The sequence below is a fragment of the Streptomyces sp. PA03-3a genome, assembly GCF_033792735.1.
Classification (GTDB): Bacteria; Actinomycetota; Actinomycetes; order Streptomycetales; family Streptomycetaceae; genus Actinacidiphila.
Genome location: NZ_JARAVM010000016.1, coordinates 63518 through 85983 on the forward strand (window position 1 = coordinate 63518; position 22466 = coordinate 85983).

Below are 22466 nucleotides of genomic sequence, written 5' to 3' on the forward strand. Positions count from 1 at the left end.
TGGGTCCATGATCGAGGACAGCGCGTCCGCCCGGCTCGCGGCGGGCAAGTACCTACTGGTCACCACCTACCGTCGGGACGGCCGTACCGTTCCCACCCCGGTCTGGGTGGTCCGCGACGGTGAGGCGCTCGGCGCGTGGACCGCGGCGGACTCCGGCAAGATCAAGCGGATCCGCAACCGCGCCGACGTGCTGGTCGGCCCCTGCGATGTACGCGGCAATCCCACCGGGGAGCAGGTGCCCGCCCGGGCCGAGATCCTCGGCCCGGAGGAGACCGAGCGCTACCGCTCCCTGGTCGCCCGCAAGTACGGGCTGTTCGGCCGGCTGACCATGTTCGGCAGCCGGCTGCGCCGCGGCCGCGAGGGCACCGTGGGTGTGCGGATCACCCTCACATGAGCGGCGGTGGGCCGCGGCCGGGCGCCTGCACGGTGAGCGTCTGCCGCGACTGCTGCTGCGGTACGGAGAAGGTCCCCGGCGTCGACCACGACGCTCAACTCGACCGGCTCCGGCGGGAACTCGCCGGGATCTGCCGGGTGCGCGCCACGCGGTGCCTCGACGTGTGCGAGCAGGCGAACGTCGTGGTCGTCCAGCCCTCGCCGCAGGCGCGCGCCGCCGGAGGGCGACCGGTCTGGCTGGGGCTGGTCAACGATCCGGGCGCCGTCGACGACATCGTCGCGTGGGTCCGCGCCGGGGGACCGGGCCTCGCCGCGCCGCCCGACGTGCTGGACCTCTACGCCATCGAGCCACCAGGCGGCCGCGTCGTGGGCGCGGCGGACGCGGCGCCCTGAGAGGCCGGACACGGCAGGGGCCGTCCGGGCTTCGTTGCCCGTACGGCCCGTGAACCGGCCGTGCCCGAGGGTCAGTCGATGCTCCGCAGGATGTGCGGCTCGTTCAGATCGTCCTCGTAGCCGGCCAGTCGGATCGGTGCCGACCTGGCCCAGACGTCCAGGTTCCGCACCTCCCGCTGTTGCGCGGGCTGATCGTCGGGCTCCTTGGGGAGCTGGTTCCGCTTGGACTTCTCGGGTGTCACCGCGCACTCCTTCGTGTCGGGTGAGCCGGACGCCGGCCCGGCCGCTGCCGGACGCCGACCGCCCGGTCGGGCTGATGGCTGAGCGGACGCGGTGGCGCCGGATGCGGAACCGGGCGGGGACCGCGGTGGGCGGTTCCTCCCGGGGCGGAGGCAGGGGGGTTGGTGCTCCCCCGAGGGCCTTTCCGTCGGGAGAAGCCTATGCCCGGAGGCGGGGTGCCACCATCCCAATACGGCGCGCCCCGGCGACGACCACCCTTCCCGCGGACACCGGCGGGACGTCAGCCGGCGTTCAACCGCTGCGCCGGGCCGCCTCGGTACGGCCGCAGGACAGGATCGCCCACACCGCGCGACCGGTGCCGTGCGCCGACGGGCGCACGCCCCACCCTTCGGCCAAATGGGCGACGAGGGCGAGCCCGCGGCCGTTCTCGTCGCCGTCGGCGGCCGCGCGCGGCAGGGGGCCGGCGGGCTCGCGCCCCTCGTCGACGACCTCGATGTGCAGCTTGCCGGCCGCCGTCCAGAGCAGGCACGCGACGTGGTCGCTGCCGCTGTGCACCACGGCGTTGGTGAAGAGCTCGCTCACCACGAGGCCGGCGTCGTCGCCCAGCCCCACCAGGCCCCATCTGCCCAGCGCGGAGCGCACCTGGCGGCGCGCGACGCCGACCGAGGAGGCCTGCGCCGGCAGTCGGAGCCGGAAGGTGTCCCGGGCGCTGATGGCATAGAGCACACACGCAACTATGGCCACTGCTTACACAGAAGGCAAGGGTCATTCTGCAAATTGCACAATCGCCAGTAGCAGGGTGTGGGTTCCATTCGTGACATGGCACACTTCTGCCATGCGGGAATTGCAGCGTGGCTGAGGCGAGGGCGAGCGGGGCGCCGACCGTCCTCCGCGTGATCCTCGGCAAACGCCTCCACGACCTGCGGGAGAAGGCCGGTTGCTCGTACGAGCGGGCCGCGCGCGAGCTGGACGTCACCCATGCCACGGTGCGCCGGATGGAGAAGGCCGAGGTCGGCCTGCGCATCCCGTACGTCGAGAAGCTGCTGGCGCTGTACGGCGTCGACGCCGCCGAGGCGGCGACCTTCATCGACCTCGCCAGGCAGGGCAACCGCCCCGGCTGGTGGCACCGTTACCGCGACGTCCTGCCGTCCTGGTTCAGCGCCTTCGTCAGTCTGGAGGGCGAGGCGGCCATCATCCGCGCCTACGAGCCGCACTACGTCCCCGGACTGCTGCAGACCGAGGACTACGCCCGCTCCGTGCTCAGGGCCGGCCGCCCCGGCGCCACCACGGAGGAGCTCGAGCGCCTGGTCGCGCTCCGCCGGGAGCGGCAGGCACTGCTCGCCCGGCCGGACGCCCCGCTGCTGTGGGTGGTCATGGACGAGACCGTGCTGCGCCGCCCCATCGGCAGCCCCCAGGTGATGCGCGCGCAGCTGGACCGGCTGGCCGAGGCGTGCGAGATGCCGCAGGTGAGACTGCAGATCATGCCCTTCGACGCCGGGCCGCACCCGGCGATGTACGGGCCGTTCCACATCTTCCGGTTCCAGATCCGCGAGCTGCCGGACGTCGTGTTCACCGAGAGCCTGGTGGGCGCCGCCTACCTGGACGACGTGGACGACGTCTCGACGTTCCTCGAGGCACTGGACCGGATGTGCGCGCAAGCCGCGCCTGCACACAGCACCGCGGCCATCCTCGATGGCATCCGCAAGGAGATCTGACACACATGGACGACCGCATATACAACGGCATGCGCGCCCTCGACCTCGGCAGCGAGGGCTGGCACAAGCCGTGGAGCGGCGGCAACGGGGGAAGTTGCGTGGAGGCCATGAAACTGGCCGACGGCAGGGTCGCACTGCGGCAGTCCACCGACCCCGACGGGCCGGCACTCATCTACACGGACCACGAGATCAGGATGTTCATCGAGGGTGCCAAGGACGGGAAGGCCGACTTCCTGCTGTCCTGAGCCGCCGCATTGACAACTTCGAGTGAACGCAGCCCGCGTGGGCAACCGCGACGACCGACGGGCTGTCTCCAGCGGTAATCCGCCGGACGGACGGGACAAGGGGAGCAGCATGACCGGACAACTCGGACCGCTGTACGAACCGGGCGTGGCCTATGTGCGCATCGCCGCGGCAGACGCGGCGACCGCCCACAGGGTCGCCGACGTCATCGCCTCCCGGTATCCCGGGACCCGTCCGCCGCGGGTCACCACCAACGCGGACGGACTGGTGGAGTTCGACCTGTACACGTACACCCTGGAGGAGGTCAGCCCCTCCGGCCCGTACGACGCCCAGGGCCCGGAGAGCTGCTAGCCGGGCCCGCGCGGGGCGGCCGAGTCCGGTGGTTCCGGTGATGCCGGTGGGTCCGCAGCCAGCCGCTGTGCCCTGAAGGGCGCGCGACGGCGGGACAGTCGACCCGCCCGCCGGCAGCGCCCGTCAGCCACTCCGCTGCGCCTGCGGGCCGCACAGCCCGCAGCCCCCCGGTCGACGACCGGAGGGCCGGCGGAGCGGCGGATCAGCCCTGACCGGGGTGGAGGACGACCTTGGTGTAGCCCTCGATCCGCTTGTCGAACTTCTCGTACGCCGACGGCGCGTCCGCCAGGGGCAGCTCGTGGGAGACCACGAAGCTCGGGCGGGCGCGACCCTCGATGATCATGTCGCGCAGCTGCCGGTTGTAGCGCTTGACGTTGCACTGCCCGGTGCCCAGCCGCAGGCCCTTCTCGAAGAGCCGGCCGATGGCGACCAGCAGCCGGCCGCTCTTGGCCTGCTCGTCCGGCCCTCCGGGGTCGGACGGCACGTAGAGGCCGGGAATGCCGAGGGCGCCGGTGGGGCGCACGGTGTCGATCAGGGAGTTCAGCACCGCCGCGGGCTCCTCGCGGCCCGCGCCGCCTGCCTGGGCCTGGTAGCCGACCGCGTCGACGCCCTTGTCGGTGCCCTCGCCCTTCATGTGCTCCTTGATCTGGTCCACCGGACTGCCCTTGGTGAAGTCGATCGGGATCGCGCCGATCTCCTCGGCCTTCTGCAGCCGCTCCGGCACCCGGTCCACGACGAACACCTTGGCCGCCCCGCGCAGCATCGCCGAGTACGCGGCCATCAGCCCGACCGGGCCGCCGCCGTACACCGAGACGCTCTCGCCGGGGGAGACCTGGGCGAGCTCGCACCCGTGGTACCCGGTCGGGAAGATGTCGGCCAGGAGCACGAAGTCGGACTCGTTGGCGGTGCCCTCCGGCAGTTTCAGACAGTTGAAGTCCGCGTACGGAACGCGCACGTATTCCGCCTGACCGCCCGGCCAGGGACCCATGGCCACATAGCCGTAAGCGCCTCCGGCGAACCCCGGATTGACCGTCAGGCAGTAGCCGGTGAAACCCGCCGAGCAGTTCTTGCAGAATCCGCAGGCGACGTTGAAGGGCATGACCACACGGTCGCCCTGCTTGAGGGTGGTGACCCCCTCGCCGACCTGGTCGATGATTCCCAGGTTCTCGTGGCCGAAGACGATGCCGGGCTCCGCGGCGGTCCGGCCCTCGTACATGTGCAGGTCGGAGCCGCAGATCGCGGTGGAGGTCACCCTGACGACCACGTCGTTTGGGTGCTGCAGGCGCGGATTGTCGACTTCCTCGACGGCTACTTCGAACGGTCCTTTGTAGACGACGGCCTTCACGTGGACACCTCCGATTGGTGTCGGATTCATGGCTTACGTGACCTATTTCTCATGCTGCCTCCTTGGGGGGTACGAGACAAGCCAGCTATTCTTGCCGTAAATATGTCGATTTGCGGTTGACCGCGGAGAAAGGCGGGAACAATGGCCCAGCGCTCAGGAACGCTGCTCGTCCCCGTGCCCGGCCTGTCCGGCACGCTGTACCCGGTCGGCACGCGCGTGGCCATCAGCGGTCTGGGCTCCTCCGTGGACGCCTTCGTGGACGGCGACTGGCTGCCGCTGTCGTGGTGGGAGTTCGCCGAGGGCCGCAACGACGACGTGTACGAGGGCCCCGCGGTCTGACGTCCACGCCAGGCACACCCGGCCGGGGCCGGGCGCGAGTTGACGGCACCGCCGTGACAGGGCCGTCACGGGGGACGTCATGTCCGGCCAGGACCGCTCCCTGGACGGCGAGTTCAGGGACCCGGCGCCCAACCCGCCGCCGTGGCGGGGCGGGTCGCCTCGGACCCTGGACGGCGAGTTCAGGGACCCGGCGCCCAACCCGCCGCCGTGGCGGGGCGGGTCGCCTCGGACCGCGCCAGTCGGCGCCTCAGCCCGCCGCCACGGCCCGTGCGCCCAGTTCCGCGAGCCGCGCCAGGCGGCGGTGCGAGTCCAGCAGCGCCGACCGGTCGTAGCCGGCCGTGGTGACCAGCACCTCGTCCGCCGCGGTGCGGGCCACCAGGCCCGACAGCGCGGCCGCCACCTCGTCCCCGGTGCCGTGGACGCCGTTCGACAGCGCCCCCTCGAACACCTCGCGCTCGCGTGCCGTCATCTGCCCGGCCGGCACCTCGTCCGGCGGCGCCAGGGGCGGGAACTCGCCCCGCGTACGCGAGCGCGCCAGCGACCAGGCCTCGGAGACCAGCAGCCGCCGGGCGGCCTCCGTCGTCTCGGCGACGGACACGGGGGTCGACACCACGACGTACGGACGCGGCGCCCACGCCGAGGGCCGGAACGCCGCGCGGTAGCCGTCGATCGCCTCCCGCATGCGTTCCTCGCCCCGCACCGCGGCGATCACCAGCGGCAGTCCGAACGCCGCCGCCGTGGCCGCCCCTGCCCCTGTGGCCAGTACGAACGCCGGGACGCGCATCCCCTCCGGCGGCCGCGGGTGCACCGCGCCGGGGCCCGCCGTGCCGGTGAAGTAGCCGAGCAGTTCGGTCAGCAGCTCCTCGAAGTCCCCGGCGGCGCGGGCATCGCGTCCCAGCGCCCGGCGCACTCCGTCCGTGAAGCCCACCGACCGGCCCAGCCCCATGTCGATCCGCCCGGGGAACAGCGACTCCAGCACCCCGAACTGCTCCGCCACCACCAGCGGCCGGTGGTTGGGCAGCATGACCCCGCCCGTGCCGACCCGGATCCGGGACGTGGCCGCGGCGACCGCCGCCGCCAGCACCGCGGGCGCGGACCCCGCCACGCCCGGCACCCCGTGGTGCTCCGACACCCAGAAGCGGTGGTAGCCCAGCTCCTCGGCGTGCCGCGCCAGCCACAGCGTGTCCCGGAGTGCCTGCGCGGGCTCCGCGCCCTCGCGTACGGGCGAGCGGTCGAGGATCGAGAACGGAATCGGGGGCAGCCGCGGTGCGATCACCTCTGTTCCAACGCCCGCCGCGGCACGGGATTCCCGCGCCGCGGCGCCGCGGAGGCCGCTCAGTCCTCCCGGCGGGCGTACGTCACGATCAGCACGCCGCTCTTGTGTGTGCGCACCTCGGTCACGTCGTACGCCTGCGGGGCGAAACCGCCCGCGAACAGCGGCACACCGGCGCCGGCGACCACGGGGTTGATCTTGACCACCAGCTCGTCGATCTCCGTGCGCAGCGAGCCCGCCAGGCGGCCGCCCCCGCACAGCCAGACGCCCGCCCCGTCCTGTCGCTTGAGCTCGCGCACGAACTCCAGCGGGTCGCCCGGGACCAGTTCCACCTCGGGGTCCGGCTTCGCGGCCATGCTCCCCGACACCACGTACTGCCGCAGGTGCGGATACGGGCTGGTCACCCCGAACGGCACCCCCACCTCGTAGGTGGCCCGGCCCATCAGCACCGTGTCGAACCGCCGGTTCGGCGCGTCGGCGATGCCCAGCGGGCCGCGGGCCTGGACCGGGAGGGTCTCCGGGTACTCCGCGAGTACCGTCTCCATGTGGTCGCCCACGGCCGCGAGGAAGTCGTACTCACCCTCCGGACCGGCCACGAAACCGTCGATCGTCGACGCCACGAAATACGTCAGCCTGCGCATGCTTCCCCCTGGTCCGCGATGATCGTCAACCGGCGCCAAGCTAGCGTGCGGACGCGGCCCACCGCCACGCGATACCCCGGCCGCGGGGGTAGATTCGGTGACGACCCGCGGGGACCACGGGGAATGGCGGAGGGTGCGATGACGGAAGCCGCGAGCACGACGGACCGGGCCGGGACGCTCACACTGGGCGGGGCGAGCGGGCGCTGGGTCCTCGCGGCGGTGGTCCTGGGCTCGGGCATGACGCTCCTCGACGGCACCGTTGTGAACGTCGCCCTGCCGACGATCGGCAAGGACCTCGGGGCCACGCTCGCCGGCCTCCAGTGGACGATCAACGCCTACACCCTCACCCTCGCCGCGCTCATCCTGCTGGGCGGCTCGCTCGGCGACCGCTTCGGGCGCCGCAAGCTGTTCATGATCGGCACGGTGTGGTTCGCGCTGGCCTCCCTGCTGTGCGGCATCGCGCCGAGCATCGAGATGCTGATCGGCGCCCGCGCCCTGCAGGGTGTCGGCGGTGCCCTGCTGACCCCCGGTTCGCTGGCCCTGATCCAGGCGTCCTTCGCCTCCCGGGACCGGGCCCGCGCGATCGGCGTGTGGTCGGGCCTGGGCGGCATCGCGGGGGCGCTGGGGCCGCTGCTCGGCGGCTGGCTGGTCGACGCCGTCAGCTGGCGATGGGTGTTCTTCATCAACCTCCCGCTGGCGGCCCTGGTCATCGTGGTCGCCGCCCGGCACGTCCCGGAGAGCCGCGGCGAGAGCGTCAGCGGCGGCTTCGACGTCGCGGGCGCCGTGCTCGGCGCGGTCGGGCTCGCCGGGGTCACCTACGCCCTGATCGCCGCCGGGGGAAGCCACCCGGACATCACCGCCGTCTGCGTCTCCGGCGTGGTGGGCCTGGCCGCGTTCGCCGGGTTCGTGGTGACCGAGCGGCGCAGCCCGCACCCGATGCTCCCGCCGAGGCTCTTCGCGAACCGCCAGTTCACCGCCGCGAACCTGGTCACCTTCGCGGTCTACGCGGCACTCGGCGGCCTGTTCTTCTTCCTGGTGCTGGAGCTGCAGACCGAGGCCGGCTACTCCCCGCTGGCCTCCGGGACGGCGCTGCTGCCGATCACGGTCATCATGCTGGCCCTGTCCGAGCGCGCGGGCCGCCTCGCCGAGCGCATCGGGCCGCGCATCCCCATGACGGTGGGCCCGGCGATCTCCGCCGTGGGCCTGCTGCTGATGACGCGGATCGGCGCGGACGCGTCCTACGTCGCCGACGTCCTGCCCGCGGTGTGCGTCTTCGCGCTGGGCCTGGCAGCCACCGTCGCCCCCCTCACCGCGACCGTCCTCGGCGCCGCCGACGTACGGCTCGCGGGTACCGCGTCCGGAGTGAACAACGCGGTGGCGCGGGCGGCGGGTCTGCTCGCGGTGGCGGCCCTGCCGCTGATGGCCGGCCTCTCCGGCGACGACTACGAGGACCCGGCCGCCTTCGGCCACGGCTTCCGCGTCGCCGTCGTGATCTGCGCCGGGATGCTGGTGGCGGGCTCGCTGCTGGCCTGGTTCGGCATCCGCTCGGACGTCCTGCGGGAGACCCCCGAGGAACCGGTGAAGCCGGCCCCGCCGTGCAAGCTCTACTGCGCCATCGGCGCCCCGCCCCTGCAGTGCGATGCGCGGTCCCGGGCGGGAGAGGGAAAGGCGGCCGGCGGCGGGCCCGGCATGCGTGAGGACGCTCCCCCGGGCGCGTGAACCGTCCGCCGGGCCGCGGGCCCCGGCCGGCTCGGCCGGTCCGACCCGGGTCAGTACTCCTCGGACTCCGGTACGAGATGCATCGCGGCCTCCTCGGCCGAGGCGGCCGCCCCGTCGATGCCGATGTCCTGGGCGACCATGCCCTCGGTGTCGTAGTGCGCCCCCTCGTCGGGGGCGACCAGTCGCCCGGCGCGCGGTCCGCCGACCTCGCCGTCGATCAGCTCCCCGTCGGTGTCCCACGCGTCCCCGATGCCGTCCCCGTCGGGGATCGGCAGGTCCGGGAGCTCCTCGGCGAGGCGTTCGTCGAGCGTCTCGCCCCGCAGGCGGCCCGCCGCCGTGGTGGCGGGCTTGTTCACCGCCCAGGGCCGCTCCGGCGGTGAGTAGCCCTCGTCGAGTATCTGGTCGACACCGTGGTAGTCGAGGGTGTCCTCGGGCTCCAGCAGCCCGGCGTCGTCCTGGACCTCTGAACCGTCCGGCTGGTAGACCTCGTCACCCATCTCGTTCTCTCGCATGTCCGTCTCCTCGCTCACGCGCCGCCACCGCTTCGGCGCCGCCTTGCGGGCCGCGCGCCCCCTCTTCCCTCCACACTCTTCCGTCCGGACGCCGATCGCCACCCGGAAGCGTGAACAGGGCCGGCGCGGGAACGTCCCCCGCAACCCCGCCCGGGGTCCCGTGCCCCGCCGCCCCGGCCGCGCCACCGTGGTGCTCGGCGGCGGCCGGGGCGGCGGTCCGAAGACCCGGGGCTCCGGGGGTCAGCGTCCGGAGGACCGGCGGCCGACGGGACCGAAGTCGTCGTCGCACTCCAGACCCGAGAACCCGCGGTTCAGGCCGGAGAACCCGTGCGCGGGGCCCCGGACGACCCGGAAGGACGCGGTGGTCTGGGTACGCGGGGGGCACCGCACCGTCACGGTGTACCAGCCGGGCCGGGTGTGCTTCGGCACCCGGAAGGTGCCCGCGAGCAGGCCGCTCCTGCCCAGGGGCAGCAGGTTGACCTGGCCGCCGGCTTCGGACTGGCCCTTGGAGTAGTTGGCGTCGGGACAGGCCGTGGTCGTGACGGTCAGCCGCATTCCGGGAACGGCGTAGTAGGGGGTGACCCAGGCATCGGAGATGTCGCTGGCAGAGGCATTGGGAACAGTGAGACCGATGACGGCCGCGGCCATGGCGACGCCGCCAAGAACGCGAGTGGTGGGCATGAGGCAGCCTCCAGGTGAACGGGCGGGTAAGAGCGGTCCCGGCGCGGTCCGCTCCACGCGGAGCAAAACAGCACCCAGGGGGGCCTGCCACCCGGGGAACCTGCGCACGGCGCCGCAGTCGGCCGTCAGGGGCCGTGCCCTCGGTATGTCGCCGCAGGTCAGGAGGTATGCACCCGGTCCCCCGAGAAGAATGCCGGGTTTGCCCGCAAACAGGTGACGTCGCGACAGATGTCGCGCTCCGAAACCGCTTTGACGTATCGTCAGAATTCGGGGCGGTCATGCGTCCTCGTGGAGCCCGATCACGCCGCGCAGCGCGTCCCGTGCCTCGTGCGAGCTGCCGCCCTGCTCCAGGAGCGCGGCGGCGATGGCGTCCAGCTTTCGCTGGACGGCGTGCTCGGCGCGGCGCTCGGCGTTCTTGAGCAGGGCGAGCAGCAGCAGCGTGACCGCGGTCATCAGATCCGCCGCGAACAACTGCCACTTCAGGGGCAGCCCGAGGGCGTGGGCGACGAGGAAGCCGGCCACCAGGAGCAGGCAGACGCAGTAGAAGAGCGGCGACGCCGTGAAGTTGGACGCCGCCTCGGCGAGCCGCTCGAACCGGCCCCGTCCGGTCTCGTCCTCGGTCCGCTCGGCGGGATGCCGGAACGCCACATCGTCCTCCTGGGTGTTCCTCGACGATGCGCCCGTGCGGCGCGCACGGGGCTCCGGCCGGCCCGCGTTCGGCGGACCGGCCGGAGCCCCGGACGGTCAGCAGATGCGCGGCAGTTGCTCACCCAGCGGCAGATCGACCACCCGCGTCCCGCCCAGCCCCGTACGGGCGACGACCATGCCCGCGTGGTCCGGCACGCACTCGCCGATGACGGCCGCGCCCGCGCCCAGCGGATGCGCGCGCATCGCGGCCAGCACCTCCTCGGCGACCGCGCGGGGCACGAAGGCGACGAGCCTGCCCTCGTTGGCGACGTACATCGGGTCCAGGCCCAGCACCGCGCAGGCGTTGGCCACCGCGGGCGGCACGGGCACCGCCCGCTCCTGCAGGACGACACCGACGCCCGAGGCGGCCGCGATCTCGTTGAGGGCGGCCGCCAGACCACCGCGTGTGGGGTCCCGGAGCACGTGCACGTCCGTGGTGACGCGCAGCACCGCCTCGACCAGCCCGCCGAGCGCCGCCGTGTCGCTCTCGATCTCGACCCCGAACTCCAGGCCCTCGCGCACGCTCATCACGGCGACCCCGTGCGCCCCGATCGCCCCGCTGACGATGACCACGTCGTCCGGCGCGGCGCGCTGCGGACGGATGTCGACACCGTCGGGGATCAGCCCGATGCCCGCCGTGTTGACGTACAGCCCATCTCCGTGGCCCGCCTCGACGACCTTGGTGTCGCCGGTGACGACCTCCACCCCCGCGGCGCGCGCGGCCGCGCCGAGCGCCTCCGCGACCCGGGCCACCAGCGACATCTCCACGCCCTCCTCCAGGATGAAGCCGCAGGAGAGGTAGGCCGGCGTCGCCCCGCTCATCGCCAGGTCGTTGACGGTGCCGTTGACGGCGAGGTCGCCGATGCTGCCGCCGGGGAAGAACAGCGGCCGCACCACGTACGAGTCGGTGGAGAACGCCAGCCGGGCGCCGCCCAGCGTCACGGTCGCGGAGTCGGCGAGCCCGGACAGCACCTCGCCGCCGAAAGCGGGGGCGAAGACGTACCGGACGAGTTCCGCGGACAGCGCGCCCCCGCCGCCGTGGCCCATCACCACCCGCGGCTGGTCGCGCAGCGGCGCCGGACAGGTCCAGCCGGAGAAGTCCGGGGCGGCCAGGGATTGTGCGATGTCAGCCAACGGGGCTCGCCTCCAGGGGTGCGCTGGTGCCGCCGAGCCGGCGGTAGAGGTAGTAGGCGGCGCAGGCCCCCTCGCTGGAGACCATCGTGGCGCCGAGCGGGGTGCGGGGCGTGCAGACACCGCCGAACGCCTCGCACTCGTGCGGCTTGATCAGGCCCTGCAGCACCTCGCCGCTGCGGCACTCCGCCGGCTCCCGCGTAGCGATGCCGGTGACGGAGAACCGGTGCTCGGCGTCGTACTCCCGGTAGCGCTCGGACAGCCGCCAGCCGCTGTCGGGGATGACGCCGATCCCGCGCCAAGCCCGGTCGGTGACCTCGAAGACGTCCGCGAGCATCGCCCTGGCAGCGGGGTTGCCCTCCGGGCGGACGGCGCGCGGATAGGCGTTCTCCACCCGGTACTCGCCGTGTTCCAGCTGGCGGACCGCGCGGCGCACGCCCTCCAGGATGTCCAGCGGTTCGAAGCCGGTGACGACGATGGGCACGCCGAAGCCGTCCGCCAGCTCCGGGTACTCCTCCGTCCCCATCACGCTGCACACATGACCGGCCGCCAGGAACCCCTGCACGCGGCAGTCCGACGAGCGCATGATGGCCTCGATGGCCGGGGGGACGCGGACGTGGGACACCAGCAGGCTGAAGTTGGCGATGCCGAGCTTCCGCGCCTGGTACACCGTCATCGCGTTGGGCGGGGCGGTGGTCTCGAAGCCGATGCCGAAGAAGACGACCTCGCGGTCCGGGTTCTCCCGGGCGATCCGCAGCGCGTCCAGCGGGGAGTAGACGACGCGCACGTCACCGCCCTCGCCGCGGACGCCGAACAGGTCGCGCCCGGTGCCGGGGACGCGCAGCATGTCGCCGAAGGAGCAGAAGATCACCCCGGGGCGGGAGGCGATCTCCAGCGCCTTGTCGATGACCTCCAGCGGGGTCACGCAGACCGGGCAGCCGGGCCCGTGGATGAGTTCCACCTCCTTCGGCAGGAGCTGGTCGATGCCGTGCCGGATGATGGTGTGGGTCTGGCCGCCGCACACCTCCATCAGCGCCCAGGGCCTGGTCACCGTCGCGTGGATGTCGTCCAGCAGTCGCCGGGCCAGCTCCGGGTCCTGGAACTCGTCGATGTACTTCACCGCTCCGCCTCCGCCGTCGTTCCCGCCTCGGCGGCCGCCTGCTGCCAGGGGTCGCCGAACTCCTCCTCCAGCAGCCCGAGGTTCCCGAAGAGGGCGAGCGTCTGCCGCGCGGACTCCTCGTCGAGCCGTTGCAGCGCAAAACCGACGTGGACGATGGCGTACTCGCCGACCTGCAGGTCGGGCAGGTACTCCAGGCACACGTCCTTCACCACGCCGCCGAAGTCGACGACCGCCATCTTGGTGCCGTCTCGTTCCTCGATCTCCAGCACCTTGCCGGGTACCGCCAGGCACATCAGCTGTCTCCTCGCTGTGGGTGGGGGGTCGGGGGGCCGCCGCGCGCGGCGACGACGAGCTGGCCGAGCGCCAGGCCCCCGTCGTTGGGCGGTACCAGCCGGTGGCGCACCACCGTGAACCCGTCCGCGCGCAGGTCCCGCGCGCACGCGGAGGACAGCAGCGCGTTGGCGAAGACACCGCCGGTGAGCGCCACCGCCGTGATCCCGTCGCTCTCCCGTACGGCGGCGCACACCCGCCGGACGAGTTCGGCCACCGCCTGGTGGAAGCGTCCGGCGATCACCCCGGTGGGCACCCCCGCGTCCAGGTCGGCGACGACGGCCGCCAGCACCGGGCCCGGATCGCAGGCGGTCGCCCCGCCGGCGCCGGCGCCGGGGCGCAGCGCGAAGGAGTAGCCCCCGGCGGGCAGGCCGCCCGCCGCCACGGCCGCGGCCTCCAGTTCGACGGCGGCCTGCGCCTCGTACCCCGCCCGGTGGCACACCCCGGACAGCGAGGCGACGGCGTCGAAGAGCCGGCCCATGCTGGAGGTCGGGACGCAGTGCAGCCCGCGCTCCAACTGGACTGCCAGAACCGCCCGTTCGTCCTCCGGGCAGGCGTCCGTGCACGGCAGTCCGGGCGCCCAGGGGAGGCCGGCCGCCCGCAGATGCGCCAGCGCCATTCGGTAGGGGCGGCGCACGGCCGCGTCCCCGCCGGGCAGCGGCACGTACGCCAGGTGCGCGGACCGCCGGAAGCCGTCGTAGCCGGCGAGCAGGAACTCACCGCCCCACACCGCGCCGTCGTCGCCGTGGCCCGTGCCGTCGAAGGCGACGCCGATCACCGGGCTCGTGCCGTCCAGCCCCGCCTCGGCCATCGCCGCCGCGACGTGCGCGTGATGGTGCTGCACCCGCCGCAGCGGCCGGTCGCCCGCCTCGCGCCGGGCCCACCCCACCGAGCGGTAGCCGGGGTGCCGGTCCGCGGCGAGCAGCGCGGGCCTGACCCCGGTGATCTTCTCCAACTGCCGCTCGGCGCCGGTGAAGGCCGTCAGCGTCGCCAGGTCGTCCATGTCGCCCACGTGGGCCGAGAGCCATGCGTGCCGGCCCTCTCCCACGCAGAAGGTGTTCTTCAGGTCGCCGCCCACGGCGAGCGCCGGGACCACGGGCACGGGCAGCGGCACGGGGAAGGGCGCGTAGCCGCGTGAGCGCCGCACGGGCAGTTCCTCGCCGTCGCAGATCCGCACCACCGAGTCGTCGCACGGCACATGGATGGGCCGGTCGTGCGTCAGCCAGGCGTCGGCCAGTCCCGCCAGCCGTTCCAGCGCCTGTTCGTCGTCCGTGACGATGGGCTCCCCGCCCAGATTTCCGCTGGTCATCACCAGCAGCCGGGGCCCCGGCGGGTCGCCCGGCAGGCCCAGCAGCAGATGGTGGAGGGGCGTGTACGGCAGCATGACCCCGAGATCGGCCACCCGCGGCGCCACGGCCTCAGCGACCTCGCACGCCTCGGGACGCCGCCGCAGCAGGACGATCGGCCGGCGGTTGCCGGTCAGCAGCCCCCGCTCCTGCGGCCCGACATGGGCCAGCCCTTCGATGTCCGCGAGATCCCGCGCCATCAGGGCGAACGGCTTGTCGCCGCGGTTTTTGCGGGCCCGCAGCAGCCGCACGCTCTCCTCGTTGCCCGCGTCGCAGGCCAGGTGATAGCCGCCCAGGCCCTTCACCGCGACGACCGCGCCCGCCGCCAGCAACTGCCGCGCCTGCGCGACCGGTTCGCCCTCCCGCCCCGCGCGGTCCGCGCCCGGCAGGACCAGCCGCAGCCGGGGACCGCAGTCGTGGCAGGAGACCGGCTGCGCGTGGAAGCGGCGGTCGGCGGGATCCTCGTACTCGGCCCGGCACTTCACGCACATCGGGAAGCGCGCCATCGTGGTGTTGGGACGGTCGTACGGCAGGCCGGTGACGATCGTGAAGCGCGGCCCGCAGTGCGTGCAGGTGATGAACGGGTGCCGGTGGCGGCGGTCGCCGGGGTCGCGCAACTCGGCCAGGCACGCCTCGCAGGTGGCGGTGTCGGGGGAGACCAGGGTGCGGGAGGCCCCGTCGCCGGGGCGGGAGGGGCTGATCGTGAAGTCCGTGCCGCCCGCGAGAGGTACGGGGCGGTGGGACACCGACTCCACCACCGCGAGCGGGGGCGCTTCCGCACCGATCCGGTCGCAGAAGGCCGCGACGGCGCCGGGGGCGCCCTCGACCTCGGCGACCACCCCGTCACCGGTGTTGCCGACGTGGCCCGCGAGTCCCAGTTCACGGGCGAGGCCGAACACGAACGGCCGGAAGCCGACCCCCTGCACGACCCCCCGGACCAGCACCCGGCGGCGCTGCGCGGTCCGGGCCGCGGGCCCCGGCTGACCCGGCATCAGTGCGTGTGGTCCACGGAGCGGGTGTGCCCGGCGGCGTCCTCGTGCGGGTGCTCGTGCAGGTGCTCGTGGGCGCGCCCGTGGTCGTGCCCGTGCGTGTGGCCGTGCTGGACCGCGGTGCGCGCCATCACCGGACGGTGCACCGCGGCCCCGGCGTGCACGGCCAGCGCCCGCTCCAGCAGCACGCCCGCGCCGTCGCCGTCCCGCGCGGAGGTACGGACGACCTCCACGCCCGGGTTGACCTGCGCCACGGCCGCGAGGAAGGCCGGCTCGTCGAAGCCGACCGCCCCGGCGATGTCGTACTTCGTCACGAGCACCAGGTGCGCCAGCCCGAAGGCCGTCGGGTACTTCAGCGGCTTGTCCTCGCCCTCGGTGACCGAGGCGAGCACGACGCGCAGCGACTCACCGAGGTCGTACGAGGCGGGACAGACCAGGTTGCCGACGTTCTCCACGAACAGCAGGTGCGTGCCCTCGGGGAGCCAGGTGTCGACGTGCGACCGGACCATCGCCGACTCCAGGTGGCACAGCCCGTCGGTGAGCACCTGCCGGACCGGGGCGCCGGAGCGGGCCAGCCGGGTCGCGTCGTTCTCGGTGGCGAGGTCGGCGGTGAGCGCCGCCACCGGCACCCCGCGCAGCCGGGCCAGCCCGAGTTCGGACTCCAGCAGCGCGGTCTTGCCGCTGCCCGGGCTCGACAGCAGGTTCACCATGACGGTGCCGCGCGCGGAGAGCTCCTCCCGCAGCTCCTGCGCGCCGCGGTCGTTCCTGGCCAGCACGGACTGCCGCAGATCGGTTACTTTGCACATGGCTCTCAGCGCTCCTCGGGGAGTGTGGCGACCGGACGGCGCTGCTCGGCCCACCGCACCTCGGTGATCCGCAGCTCACGGCCCGCCAGCAGCTCCGTCGCCGCGCCGTCGCAGCCGGGACAGCTCAGCCGCGGGGGCATGCCGGTGGGCCAGTCCCGCGCGCAGCGTGCGCAGCGGGCCCGGCCGGGTACGGTCTCGGTGGTGAGGGCCGCGCCCTCCAGGACGGTGCCGGCGCAGGCGAGGTCGAAGCTGAAGGCGAGGGCGTCCGCCACGACACCGGCGAGTTCGCCGACCTCCAGGTGGACGGACTGCGCGGAGGGCGCCGTGCCCGTACCGTCCGCGAGCCGGGCGGCGGCCTCCTCGACCTGCTCCACCACCGCCACTGCGATGGACATCTCGTGCATCGTCTCTTCTCCGGTGTGCGGGTGCCGGCCGGGCCCCGGCTTCCGGTGGGCCGGGTGGGCCGGTGGGCGGCGCCGGCGGCTCACGCGGCTCCATTGAAGGCCCGGCGCCGGGGGCACCCGGCCCGCCACGCCGCCCGTCCGGCGACGGCCTACCCGTTCGGGCTCACATGGACCGGATGTGCATGTAGCGCTTCACGTCGGGCAGGACGCGGGACATGGCGAGGACGGCCACGGCCGCGCCCACCGCGCTCAGGGCGATCTTCCACATGGCGGGGGTACTCCTTTCTGCTCGTTGCTGCGTTTCGGGGGTCGCGGCGGGCCGGTCAGGCCACCGGGTGCGGGTGCGCGGGCCGGCCGCACTCCTCGCCGATGACCCTCACCACCAGCCGCACGGCCTCGTCCACGGCGGCGGCCACGGGAGCGCTCAGACCGATGCCCTCCTCCAGGCACGCCGGCTCGCAGCCGACGACCAGGACCCGGGAGGGCTTGGGGGATCCCGTCCCGGCGCTGAGGGTGTCGAGCAGCGCCAGCACGGTGTCCGGGGTCATCCGGTGCCCGTCCACGAGGGCCTCGCCGGGGCCGGCGGTGCCGGGCGGCGGCGCCTCGATGAGGTGCAGCGTGCCGGGGGCGCCGCCGCGCGCCACGGCGTCGACGAGGACCACGCTGCGGTACCCGTCGAGCAGCTGGTACGCCAGGTGCACGCCCCGTACGCCGGTGTCGGTGACGTGGACGCCGTCGGGCAGCGGGTGCCCGGAGAGCCGGCGCACCACCTCGACGCCGAAGCCGTCGTCGCCCAGGAAGATGTTGCCGATGCCCGCGACCAGCACTCCTCCCGTGCTCACGCGTCCTCCAGGGGAGCGAGTTCGTCGGGCTGGAAGTACAGGAATCGGCCCTGCTCGCGGCGGATCTCCGCGCCGGGGTCGCCGTCGACGGTCACCGCGAGGTGCACCCCACCGTCCACGTCGTGCAGCACCGCCTCCACCTGGGCGCTGCGGCCGTGCAGGAACAGGTCCTGCGCGTCGGTGCGCCGCCGTCCCGGGCGCAGCACGACCCGGCTGCCGGCGGCCACCCAGGTGTCGCCGACCATGACGCGGTCCCGGGCCGGGTCGACGGAGGCGTCCGCGCCCGGGTCCCACCAGGGGGTCTCGGGGACCGCGGCGGGCGAGTCCTGCGGACCGGTGACCTCGCGCAGCGCGCGTACGGCGCCGTGCAGACGCTCCATCACCTCCGGCGGCATGGAGTCGGCCAGGTCGATCACCGCGGCCGCCCGTTCGTCGGTGCCGCGCGCCTGCCGCTTCTCCTCGTCGGTGAGGGCGGCGGTGCGCAGTGCCAGGATCTCGTCGATCTCGGTGGCGTCGTAGAGCGCGCCGGGGCTCTCCGGGGCGATCCGCGGATGGTCCTCCAGGATGATGGGGGAGGACAGCACCACGTTCGCCGCGGCGTCGTCGCCCGCCAGCACCGGCCAGGTGTTCTCGTTGCGGCACTCGGCGACGGCGACCTTCGCCCACTCCGGGGGGTCCGTCATCGACACGAAGTAGCCGGCGGTCAGCCGCAGCATCAGGTGGGTCGAGACCAGCGCGTGCGGCAGCGCCTCCTCCCGGTTCGAGGCCGGGGCGCTCCCGGTGTTCTCCGCGACGGCGGTCAGCCGCAGAACCCGGTAGGGGCCGGGCAGTTCCTCGGCCGAGAGCCGCAGGACGCCTTCGAGGCGCTCCCGGCGCCGTACGACCCGCCCGGCGGGGAAGCCGTCCGCGCCGGTGACGATCTCGCTGTCCTCCGTCGCGGGGACGGTGAACGGCAGGACGACGTCCTCGGCGGTCAGCGCCGCGACGTCGACGGACACCTCGACGCGTTCCTCCACACCCTCGTCCCACGGGACCAGCACCCGGTCCGGTAGCCGGAGTTCGTCGGTGGGCTCGAACTCGCCGTCGAGCAGGATCCGTTCCACCGTCCGCCGCTGGGCGTGCAGGAAGCGCAGCTCCGCGTGGAGCGCGGCGTCCGCGCGCGGTTCCATGAGGATCTCGGTGCGCTGCAGGACGGGTTCGCCGGAGGCGGAGGCCCACGCCGGGGGCACCAGCACCCCGAACTGCCAGCGCATCCGGTTCTTCGCCGAGGACGCCCGGTACGGGTAGAGCACATAGCCCTCGAACAGGACGGCGTCGGCGGCCTGCCGGGCGGTTGCGAAACGTTCCGCGGCGGCCGTCACCGGGCGCCTCCCGCCGGGGCGGCGGCGCCGGCGAGCAGGGCCTCGACGGTCGCCTCCCACGAGGGAAGGGCGTGCGCGCTGCGGAAGGACCGCAGGGACTCCAGCGCCGTACGGGGCAGCCGGATCCAGCCGCACCCCGGGAAGTGGGCGTCGATCGCCTCGCGCCACACCGCCACCGGCATGCGGCACACCGCCTCCTTGTCCCAGGGCACGGGCCGCACCTGGAAACCGCCGGGACCGACGAAGGCGGTGCCGGAGAAGAGCAGCAGCAGCAGAGCCTCGCCGTCCTCCAGGGCGTCGAAGTACCGCGCCGAGGCGACGTCCGTGTCGTAGGTGCACGGCACCGGCAGGTCCACCTCGGTCTCGCCGGTGAATCCCGGCACCATGAGCGACACCTGCGCGAACTGCATCGGCTGCAGGGTGCTGCCCCACCGCTCGCGCTCGCCGAACAGATCCCCCAGGCCCCGTGCCTCCGCGTCGCCGTACCCGCGCTGGGCCGGTTCGATGCGCAACTGGCAGCGCAGCGCGAGGGCGTGCACCCGCTCCCCGGCGGGGGCGGTGATCCGCAGCCGGAAGACCAGTGTCGGTCCGGCGGCGTACGGATCGGCCCGTACACCTGTGCAGCCGAAGTCCAGCTCGGTCACGTCGGCAACCCCTCCCGCGGCGCCACCGGTGCGGCCCGCTGTCGTACGTCGTCGAAGAAGGCGGCCAGTTCGGCGCGGGCGCCGGAACCGCCGTCGAAGCCCTGCCAGTTCAGACGCAGCCGGCCCACCAGCTCGTAGGCCCGGTCGACCGGGAGGAGGTAGCACTCCCCGCCGTCACCGCCCCCGCCGTTGCCCCCGTCGCGGTCCCGGCGGACCAGCAGCGCCTCCACGTCCGGGCGCAGCGTGCCGGCCAGCGGCGAGTCGCCGAACACGGACCGCCAGGTGCCGGGGTCGACCTCGCTCTCCGTGGCGCCGGCGGGGCTCGGGTAGAGGACCACGGGCCGGTCGAGCACCGAGTTGTGGAAGAAGAAGGCGACCGAGACGGGGATCCGCAGCCGCTGCCACGCGGCCGCGTCGGGCACTGAGCCCGGGTCGCCGAGCACCCGGTCGGGCACGGCGGCGAAGCGTCCGCCGCCCGCACCGGGCCGCTCCAGGAGCAGCGCGCACGGCACGCAGGCGCAGGCCAGCGCGCGCTTGCCGGCATCGACCAGATGCCGGTGGGGGCCCGTCAGCTCCACCCCGCACAGCTCGCAGCGCTCGGGGGCGGGCTGCCGGGGCGCCACGAAGCGGCGCAGTCCGGCTCCGGGGACCTGCGGACTCATGGCGCCCCCGGTGGGCGGTTGCCGATCTGGAGCAGCGCGGGCTCGCCTGCCGCCGGACCGGAGAGCGGCATCTCGACCACCGACACCTCCGGGGCGAAGCACGACAGTGCCGCCTCGATGCGCTGCCGGGTGGCGTCCATGGTGCTGGGGCAGCCGCAGCCCCCGTCCTCGCGGGCGCTCAGGCGCAGGGTGCCGGTCTCGGGGTCGAAGTGCTCGATGCCCACCGTCGCACCGGCCCGGGCCGCATCCACGGCGCGGCCGACCCGGGTGAGGGTGTCCTCGGGGTGCAGGTCGTGGAGGGTCAGCAGGCCGGCGACCATCTCGTCGGCCATCAGCAGGGCGAGCGGGTCGGCCGAGCCGTTCTTCAGGAGCGTGACCGCGCGGTCCAGGCCCGCGCCGTAGAACTCCATGAGGGTGCGCACCAGTTCCTCTGCGGCACGCGCCGTCTCGCCGTCTCCGGAGGCCGCGAACGCGTCGAGGATCTCCTCGACGCGCCGCGCCGTCTGCTCCGCGCTCATCCGGCCATACCGCTCAGACCGGTGGGCACGTGGAGTTTCTCCACGGTGCGCCCGCCGCCGACGTACATGTGGACGCCGCACGGCAGACACGGGTCGAAGCTGCGCACGGCCCGCATGATGTCGATGCCCTTGAAGTTCTCCGGGGAGTTCTCCTCGAAGATCGGGGTGTTCTGCACCGCGTCCTCGTACGGGCCCGGGGTGCCGTACGTGTCGCGCACGCTGGCGTTCCACGGGGTCGGCGGGTACGGGTGGTAGTTGGCGATCTTGCCGTCGCGGATGACCATGTGGTGCGAGAGCACGCCGCGCACCGCCTCCGTGAAGCCCACGCCGATGCTCTCGTCCGGGACCTCGAACTTCTCCCACGTCTGGGTGCGGCCGGCGCGGACCTCCTCCAGCCCCATCTCGGCGAAGTGCAAGGCGCAGGCGGCGGCGTAGGCCTGGAAGTAGGTGCGGGCCCGGTTGCGCTCCAGGGCGTTGCTCCACTGCGGGATCTTCCACTCGAAGGTGGTCTCCGGCTTGGTCAGCGTCTTGGGAAGGTTGATCACCACGCTGTGCCCGGTGGCCTTCACGTAGCCCATGTCGACGAGGCCGTTGAGGGCGGTGGACCACAGCCGGGCGAGCGGGCCGCCGCCGGTGTCCAGCGCCAAATGGTCCTTGCCGTCGAACCAGCGCGGGGACATCACCCAGCTGTACTTGTCGCCGAAGTCGCGCTTCTGGGGCGCGGGGATGGTGTGCTGGTTCCACGGGTGGCGAGGGTCGACCGGGTTGCCGAGCGGGTCGTGGGTGACGAACTGCTGCTGGCCCTCCCAGTCCTGGTAGTAGGAGCTGCCCAGCAGGATGCGGATGCCCAGGTTGATCTGCGTGAGGTCGTTGGTGACCAGCTTCCCGTCCACCACGATGCCGGGGGAGACGAACATCTTCCGCCCCCAGTCGGTCATGTTGGCGTACGTGAAGTCGCAGTGGTCCGGGTCGTTGAACGCGCCCCAGCAGCCGAGCATGATGCGGCGCCGGCCGACCTCCTCGTAGCCGGGCATGGCCTCGTAGAAGAAGTCGAAGAGGTCGTCGTGGAGCGGCACGACGCGCTTCATGAACTCCACGTACCGCATCAGCCGGGTGAGGTAGTCGGTGAACAGCTGCACCGACGCGATGGTGCCGACACCACCCGCGTACAGGGTGGAGGGGTGGACGTGCCGGCCCTCCATCAGGCAGAACATCTCGCGGGTGTACCGGCTGACCTGCAGCGCCTCGCGGTAGAACTCGCCCTCGAGCGGGTTGAGGGAGCGCATGATGTCGCCGATGGTGCGGTAGCCGTGCTCCGCGGCGTGCGGGGCCTCGGTGCGGTCGGCCTGCTCCATGACGCCCGGGTTGGTCTCGCGGACCATCTTCTCGCAGTAGTCGACCCCGACCAGGTTCTCCTGGAAGATGTTGTGGTCGAACATGAACTCCGCGGCCTCGCCGAGGTTGATGATCCACTCACCCAGGTGCGGCGGCTTCACCCCGTACGCCATGTTCTGTGTGTAGACCGAGCAGGTGGCGTGGTTGTCGCCGCAGATGCCGCAGATCCGGCTGGTGATGAAGTGCGCGTCACGGGGATCCTTGCCGCGCATGAAGACGCTGTAGCCGCGGAAGACCGACGAGGTGCTGTAGCACTCCGCGACACGCTTCTGCTTGAAGTCGATCTTCGTGTGGATGCCGAGGCTGCCCACGATCCGGGTGATCGGATCCCAGGACATCTCCATCAGGCCACTGCCGTCTCCGGCCGTCTTCGTCTTCGGAGCCAT

At 73.2% G+C, this 22466-nt stretch carries 28 protein-coding genes; 7 read left to right on the forward strand and 21 right to left on the reverse strand.

The window, feature by feature from the left end:
- Positions 1–7 precede the first annotated feature (7 nt).
- Complete coding sequence (locus PV342_RS20540) at positions 8–394, forward strand: PPOX class F420-dependent oxidoreductase (RefSeq protein WP_500318221.1); 387 nt, start codon at positions 8–10, stop codon at positions 392–394.
- Entirely contained in the window at positions 391–786 is a 396-nt protein-coding gene (locus PV342_RS20545; RefSeq protein ID WP_386996441.1) for a (2Fe-2S) ferredoxin domain-containing protein, read from the forward strand. Before PV342_RS20540 ends, PV342_RS20545 begins: the two co-directional genes overlap by 4 nt.
- 71 nt (positions 787–857) lie before the next feature.
- Here PV342_RS20545 and PV342_RS20550 read toward each other — a convergent pair whose 3' ends face one another.
- Together PV342_RS20550 and PV342_RS20555 are read right to left on the reverse strand one after the other, a co-directional pair.
- Positions 858–1028 carry a hypothetical protein gene (locus PV342_RS20550; protein ID WP_018560806.1) on the reverse strand — a complete coding sequence of 57 codons (171 nt, stop codon included), beginning with the start codon at positions 1026–1028 and terminating at the stop codon, positions 858–860.
- Positions 1029–1317: 289 nt separating this feature from the next.
- On the reverse strand, positions 1318–1752 hold the full coding sequence (locus tag PV342_RS20555) for an ATP-binding protein (protein ID WP_386996442.1): 435 nt from the start codon (positions 1750–1752) through the stop codon (positions 1318–1320).
- A 125-nt stretch (positions 1753–1877) separates the two neighbouring features.
- Between PV342_RS20555 and PV342_RS20560 the strand changes: the two genes are divergently transcribed.
- The 3 genes from PV342_RS20560 (at position 1878) to PV342_RS20570 (ending at position 3335) form a co-directional block, all read left to right on the forward strand.
- Positions 1878–2741, forward strand: a complete 864-nt coding sequence (locus tag PV342_RS20560) for a Sco1979 family transcriptional regulator (protein ID WP_400803388.1) — start codon at positions 1878–1880, stop codon at positions 2739–2741.
- Between the two features lie 5 nt (positions 2742–2746).
- Positions 2747–2986, forward strand: a complete 240-nt coding sequence (locus PV342_RS20565; protein WP_018560803.1) for a DUF397 domain-containing protein — start codon at positions 2747–2749, stop codon at positions 2984–2986.
- 109 nt (positions 2987–3095) lie between these two features.
- Positions 3096–3335 (forward strand): hypothetical protein, encoded by a 240-nt coding sequence (locus PV342_RS20570; RefSeq protein ID WP_018560802.1) that lies wholly within the window; start codon positions 3096–3098, stop codon positions 3333–3335.
- Positions 3336–3537: 202 nt separating this feature from the next.
- Here PV342_RS20570 and PV342_RS20575 read toward each other — a convergent pair whose 3' ends face one another.
- On the reverse strand, positions 3538–4680 hold the full coding sequence (locus tag PV342_RS20575; protein ID WP_018560801.1) for a glutathione-independent formaldehyde dehydrogenase: 1143 nt from the start codon (positions 4678–4680) through the stop codon (positions 3538–3540).
- A 141-nt stretch (positions 4681–4821) separates the two neighbouring features.
- Between PV342_RS20575 and PV342_RS20580 the strand changes: the two genes are divergently transcribed.
- On the forward strand, positions 4822–5019 hold the full coding sequence (locus tag PV342_RS20580; protein ID WP_018560800.1) for a hypothetical protein: 198 nt from the start codon (positions 4822–4824) through the stop codon (positions 5017–5019).
- Positions 5020–5266: 247 nt separating this feature from the next.
- Here the strand turns inward: PV342_RS20580 and PV342_RS20585 are convergent, their stop codons facing one another.
- Together PV342_RS20585 and PV342_RS20590 are read right to left on the reverse strand one after the other, a co-directional pair.
- The gene (locus tag PV342_RS20585) at positions 5267–6295 is read right to left on the reverse strand and encodes an MsnO8 family LLM class oxidoreductase (protein WP_400803393.1); all 1029 of its coding nucleotides are present in this window, start codon (positions 6293–6295) and stop codon (positions 5267–5269) included.
- 59 nt (positions 6296–6354) lie between these two features.
- Complete coding sequence (locus tag PV342_RS20590) at positions 6355–6933, reverse strand: dihydrofolate reductase family protein (RefSeq protein ID WP_361012784.1); 579 nt, start codon at positions 6931–6933, stop codon at positions 6355–6357.
- A 138-nt stretch (positions 6934–7071) separates the two neighbouring features.
- Between PV342_RS20590 and PV342_RS20595 the strand changes: the two genes are divergently transcribed.
- Positions 7072–8652: a DHA2 family efflux MFS transporter permease subunit gene (locus PV342_RS20595; RefSeq protein ID WP_400803395.1), complete on the forward strand. Its 1581-nt coding sequence runs from the start codon at positions 7072–7074 to the stop codon at positions 8650–8652.
- A gap of 50 nt (positions 8653–8702) precedes the next feature.
- Here the strand turns inward: PV342_RS20595 and PV342_RS20600 are convergent, their stop codons facing one another.
- The 16 genes from PV342_RS20600 to PV342_RS20675 all read right to left on the reverse strand — a co-directional run bounded on the left by PV342_RS20600 (position 8703) and on the right by PV342_RS20675 (position 22466).
- Positions 8703–9164, reverse strand: a complete 462-nt coding sequence (locus PV342_RS20600; RefSeq protein WP_018560796.1) for a DUF5709 domain-containing protein — start codon at positions 9162–9164, stop codon at positions 8703–8705.
- A gap of 240 nt (positions 9165–9404) precedes the next feature.
- Positions 9405–9845 (reverse strand): sortase, encoded by a 441-nt coding sequence (locus PV342_RS20605; protein ID WP_386996452.1) that lies wholly within the window; start codon positions 9843–9845, stop codon positions 9405–9407.
- A gap of 276 nt (positions 9846–10121) precedes the next feature.
- On the reverse strand, positions 10122–10493 hold the full coding sequence (locus tag PV342_RS20610; protein WP_018560794.1) for a low affinity iron permease family protein: 372 nt from the start codon (positions 10491–10493) through the stop codon (positions 10122–10124).
- 96 nt (positions 10494–10589) lie between these two features.
- On the reverse strand, positions 10590–11579 hold the full coding sequence (gene hypE / locus PV342_RS20615) for a hydrogenase expression/formation protein HypE (RefSeq protein WP_078620015.1): 990 nt from the start codon (positions 11577–11579) through the stop codon (positions 10590–10592).
- Positions 11580–11658: 79 nt separating this feature from the next.
- Positions 11659–12783 carry a hydrogenase formation protein HypD gene (hypD, locus tag PV342_RS20620; protein ID WP_392617863.1) on the reverse strand — a complete coding sequence of 375 codons (1125 nt, stop codon included), beginning with the start codon at positions 12781–12783 and terminating at the stop codon, positions 11659–11661.
- Positions 12780–13076 carry a HypC/HybG/HupF family hydrogenase formation chaperone gene (locus PV342_RS20625; protein WP_018560791.1) on the reverse strand — a complete coding sequence of 99 codons (297 nt, stop codon included), beginning with the start codon at positions 13074–13076 and terminating at the stop codon, positions 12780–12782. The genes hypD and PV342_RS20625 overlap by 4 nt, the downstream gene beginning before the upstream one ends.
- Positions 13076–15451 carry a carbamoyltransferase HypF gene (gene hypF, locus PV342_RS20630; RefSeq protein WP_500318227.1) on the reverse strand — a complete coding sequence of 792 codons (2376 nt, stop codon included), beginning with the start codon at positions 15449–15451 and terminating at the stop codon, positions 13076–13078. The genes PV342_RS20625 and hypF overlap by 1 nt, the downstream gene beginning before the upstream one ends.
- On the reverse strand, positions 15451–16254 hold the full coding sequence (gene hypB / locus PV342_RS20635; RefSeq protein WP_500318229.1) for a hydrogenase nickel incorporation protein HypB: 804 nt from the start codon (positions 16252–16254) through the stop codon (positions 15451–15453). Before hypB ends, hypF begins: the two co-directional genes overlap by 1 nt.
- Positions 16255–16259: 5 nt before the next feature.
- The gene (locus PV342_RS20640; RefSeq protein WP_018560788.1) at positions 16260–16658 is read right to left on the reverse strand and encodes a hydrogenase maturation nickel metallochaperone HypA/HybF; all 399 of its coding nucleotides are present in this window, start codon (positions 16656–16658) and stop codon (positions 16260–16262) included.
- A 163-nt stretch (positions 16659–16821) separates the two neighbouring features.
- A complete protein-coding gene (locus tag PV342_RS20645; RefSeq protein WP_375819996.1) occupies positions 16822–16926 on the reverse strand; it encodes a DUF6893 family small protein in 105 nt (34 codons plus the stop codon).
- A 55-nt stretch (positions 16927–16981) separates the two neighbouring features.
- Positions 16982–17500: a hydrogenase maturation protease gene (locus PV342_RS20650; RefSeq protein ID WP_500318232.1), complete on the reverse strand. Its 519-nt coding sequence runs from the start codon at positions 17498–17500 to the stop codon at positions 16982–16984.
- Complete coding sequence (locus PV342_RS20655; RefSeq protein ID WP_500318234.1) at positions 17497–18861, reverse strand: hypothetical protein; 1365 nt, start codon at positions 18859–18861, stop codon at positions 17497–17499. The genes PV342_RS20650 and PV342_RS20655 overlap by 4 nt, the downstream gene beginning before the upstream one ends.
- Complete coding sequence (locus PV342_RS20660; protein WP_500318236.1) at positions 18858–19505, reverse strand: DUF6084 family protein; 648 nt, start codon at positions 19503–19505, stop codon at positions 18858–18860. Before PV342_RS20660 ends, PV342_RS20655 begins: the two co-directional genes overlap by 4 nt.
- Complete coding sequence (locus PV342_RS20665; RefSeq protein WP_400803411.1) at positions 19502–20167, reverse strand: DUF5947 family protein; 666 nt, start codon at positions 20165–20167, stop codon at positions 19502–19504. Before PV342_RS20665 ends, PV342_RS20660 begins: the two co-directional genes overlap by 4 nt.
- On the reverse strand, positions 20164–20685 hold the full coding sequence (locus PV342_RS20670; RefSeq protein WP_500318238.1) for a NifU-related iron-sulfur-binding protein: 522 nt from the start codon (positions 20683–20685) through the stop codon (positions 20164–20166). Before PV342_RS20670 ends, PV342_RS20665 begins: the two co-directional genes overlap by 4 nt.
- Positions 20682–22466, reverse strand: a complete 1785-nt coding sequence (locus tag PV342_RS20675) for a nickel-dependent hydrogenase large subunit (protein ID WP_386996466.1) — start codon at positions 22464–22466, stop codon at positions 20682–20684. Before PV342_RS20675 ends, PV342_RS20670 begins: the two co-directional genes overlap by 4 nt.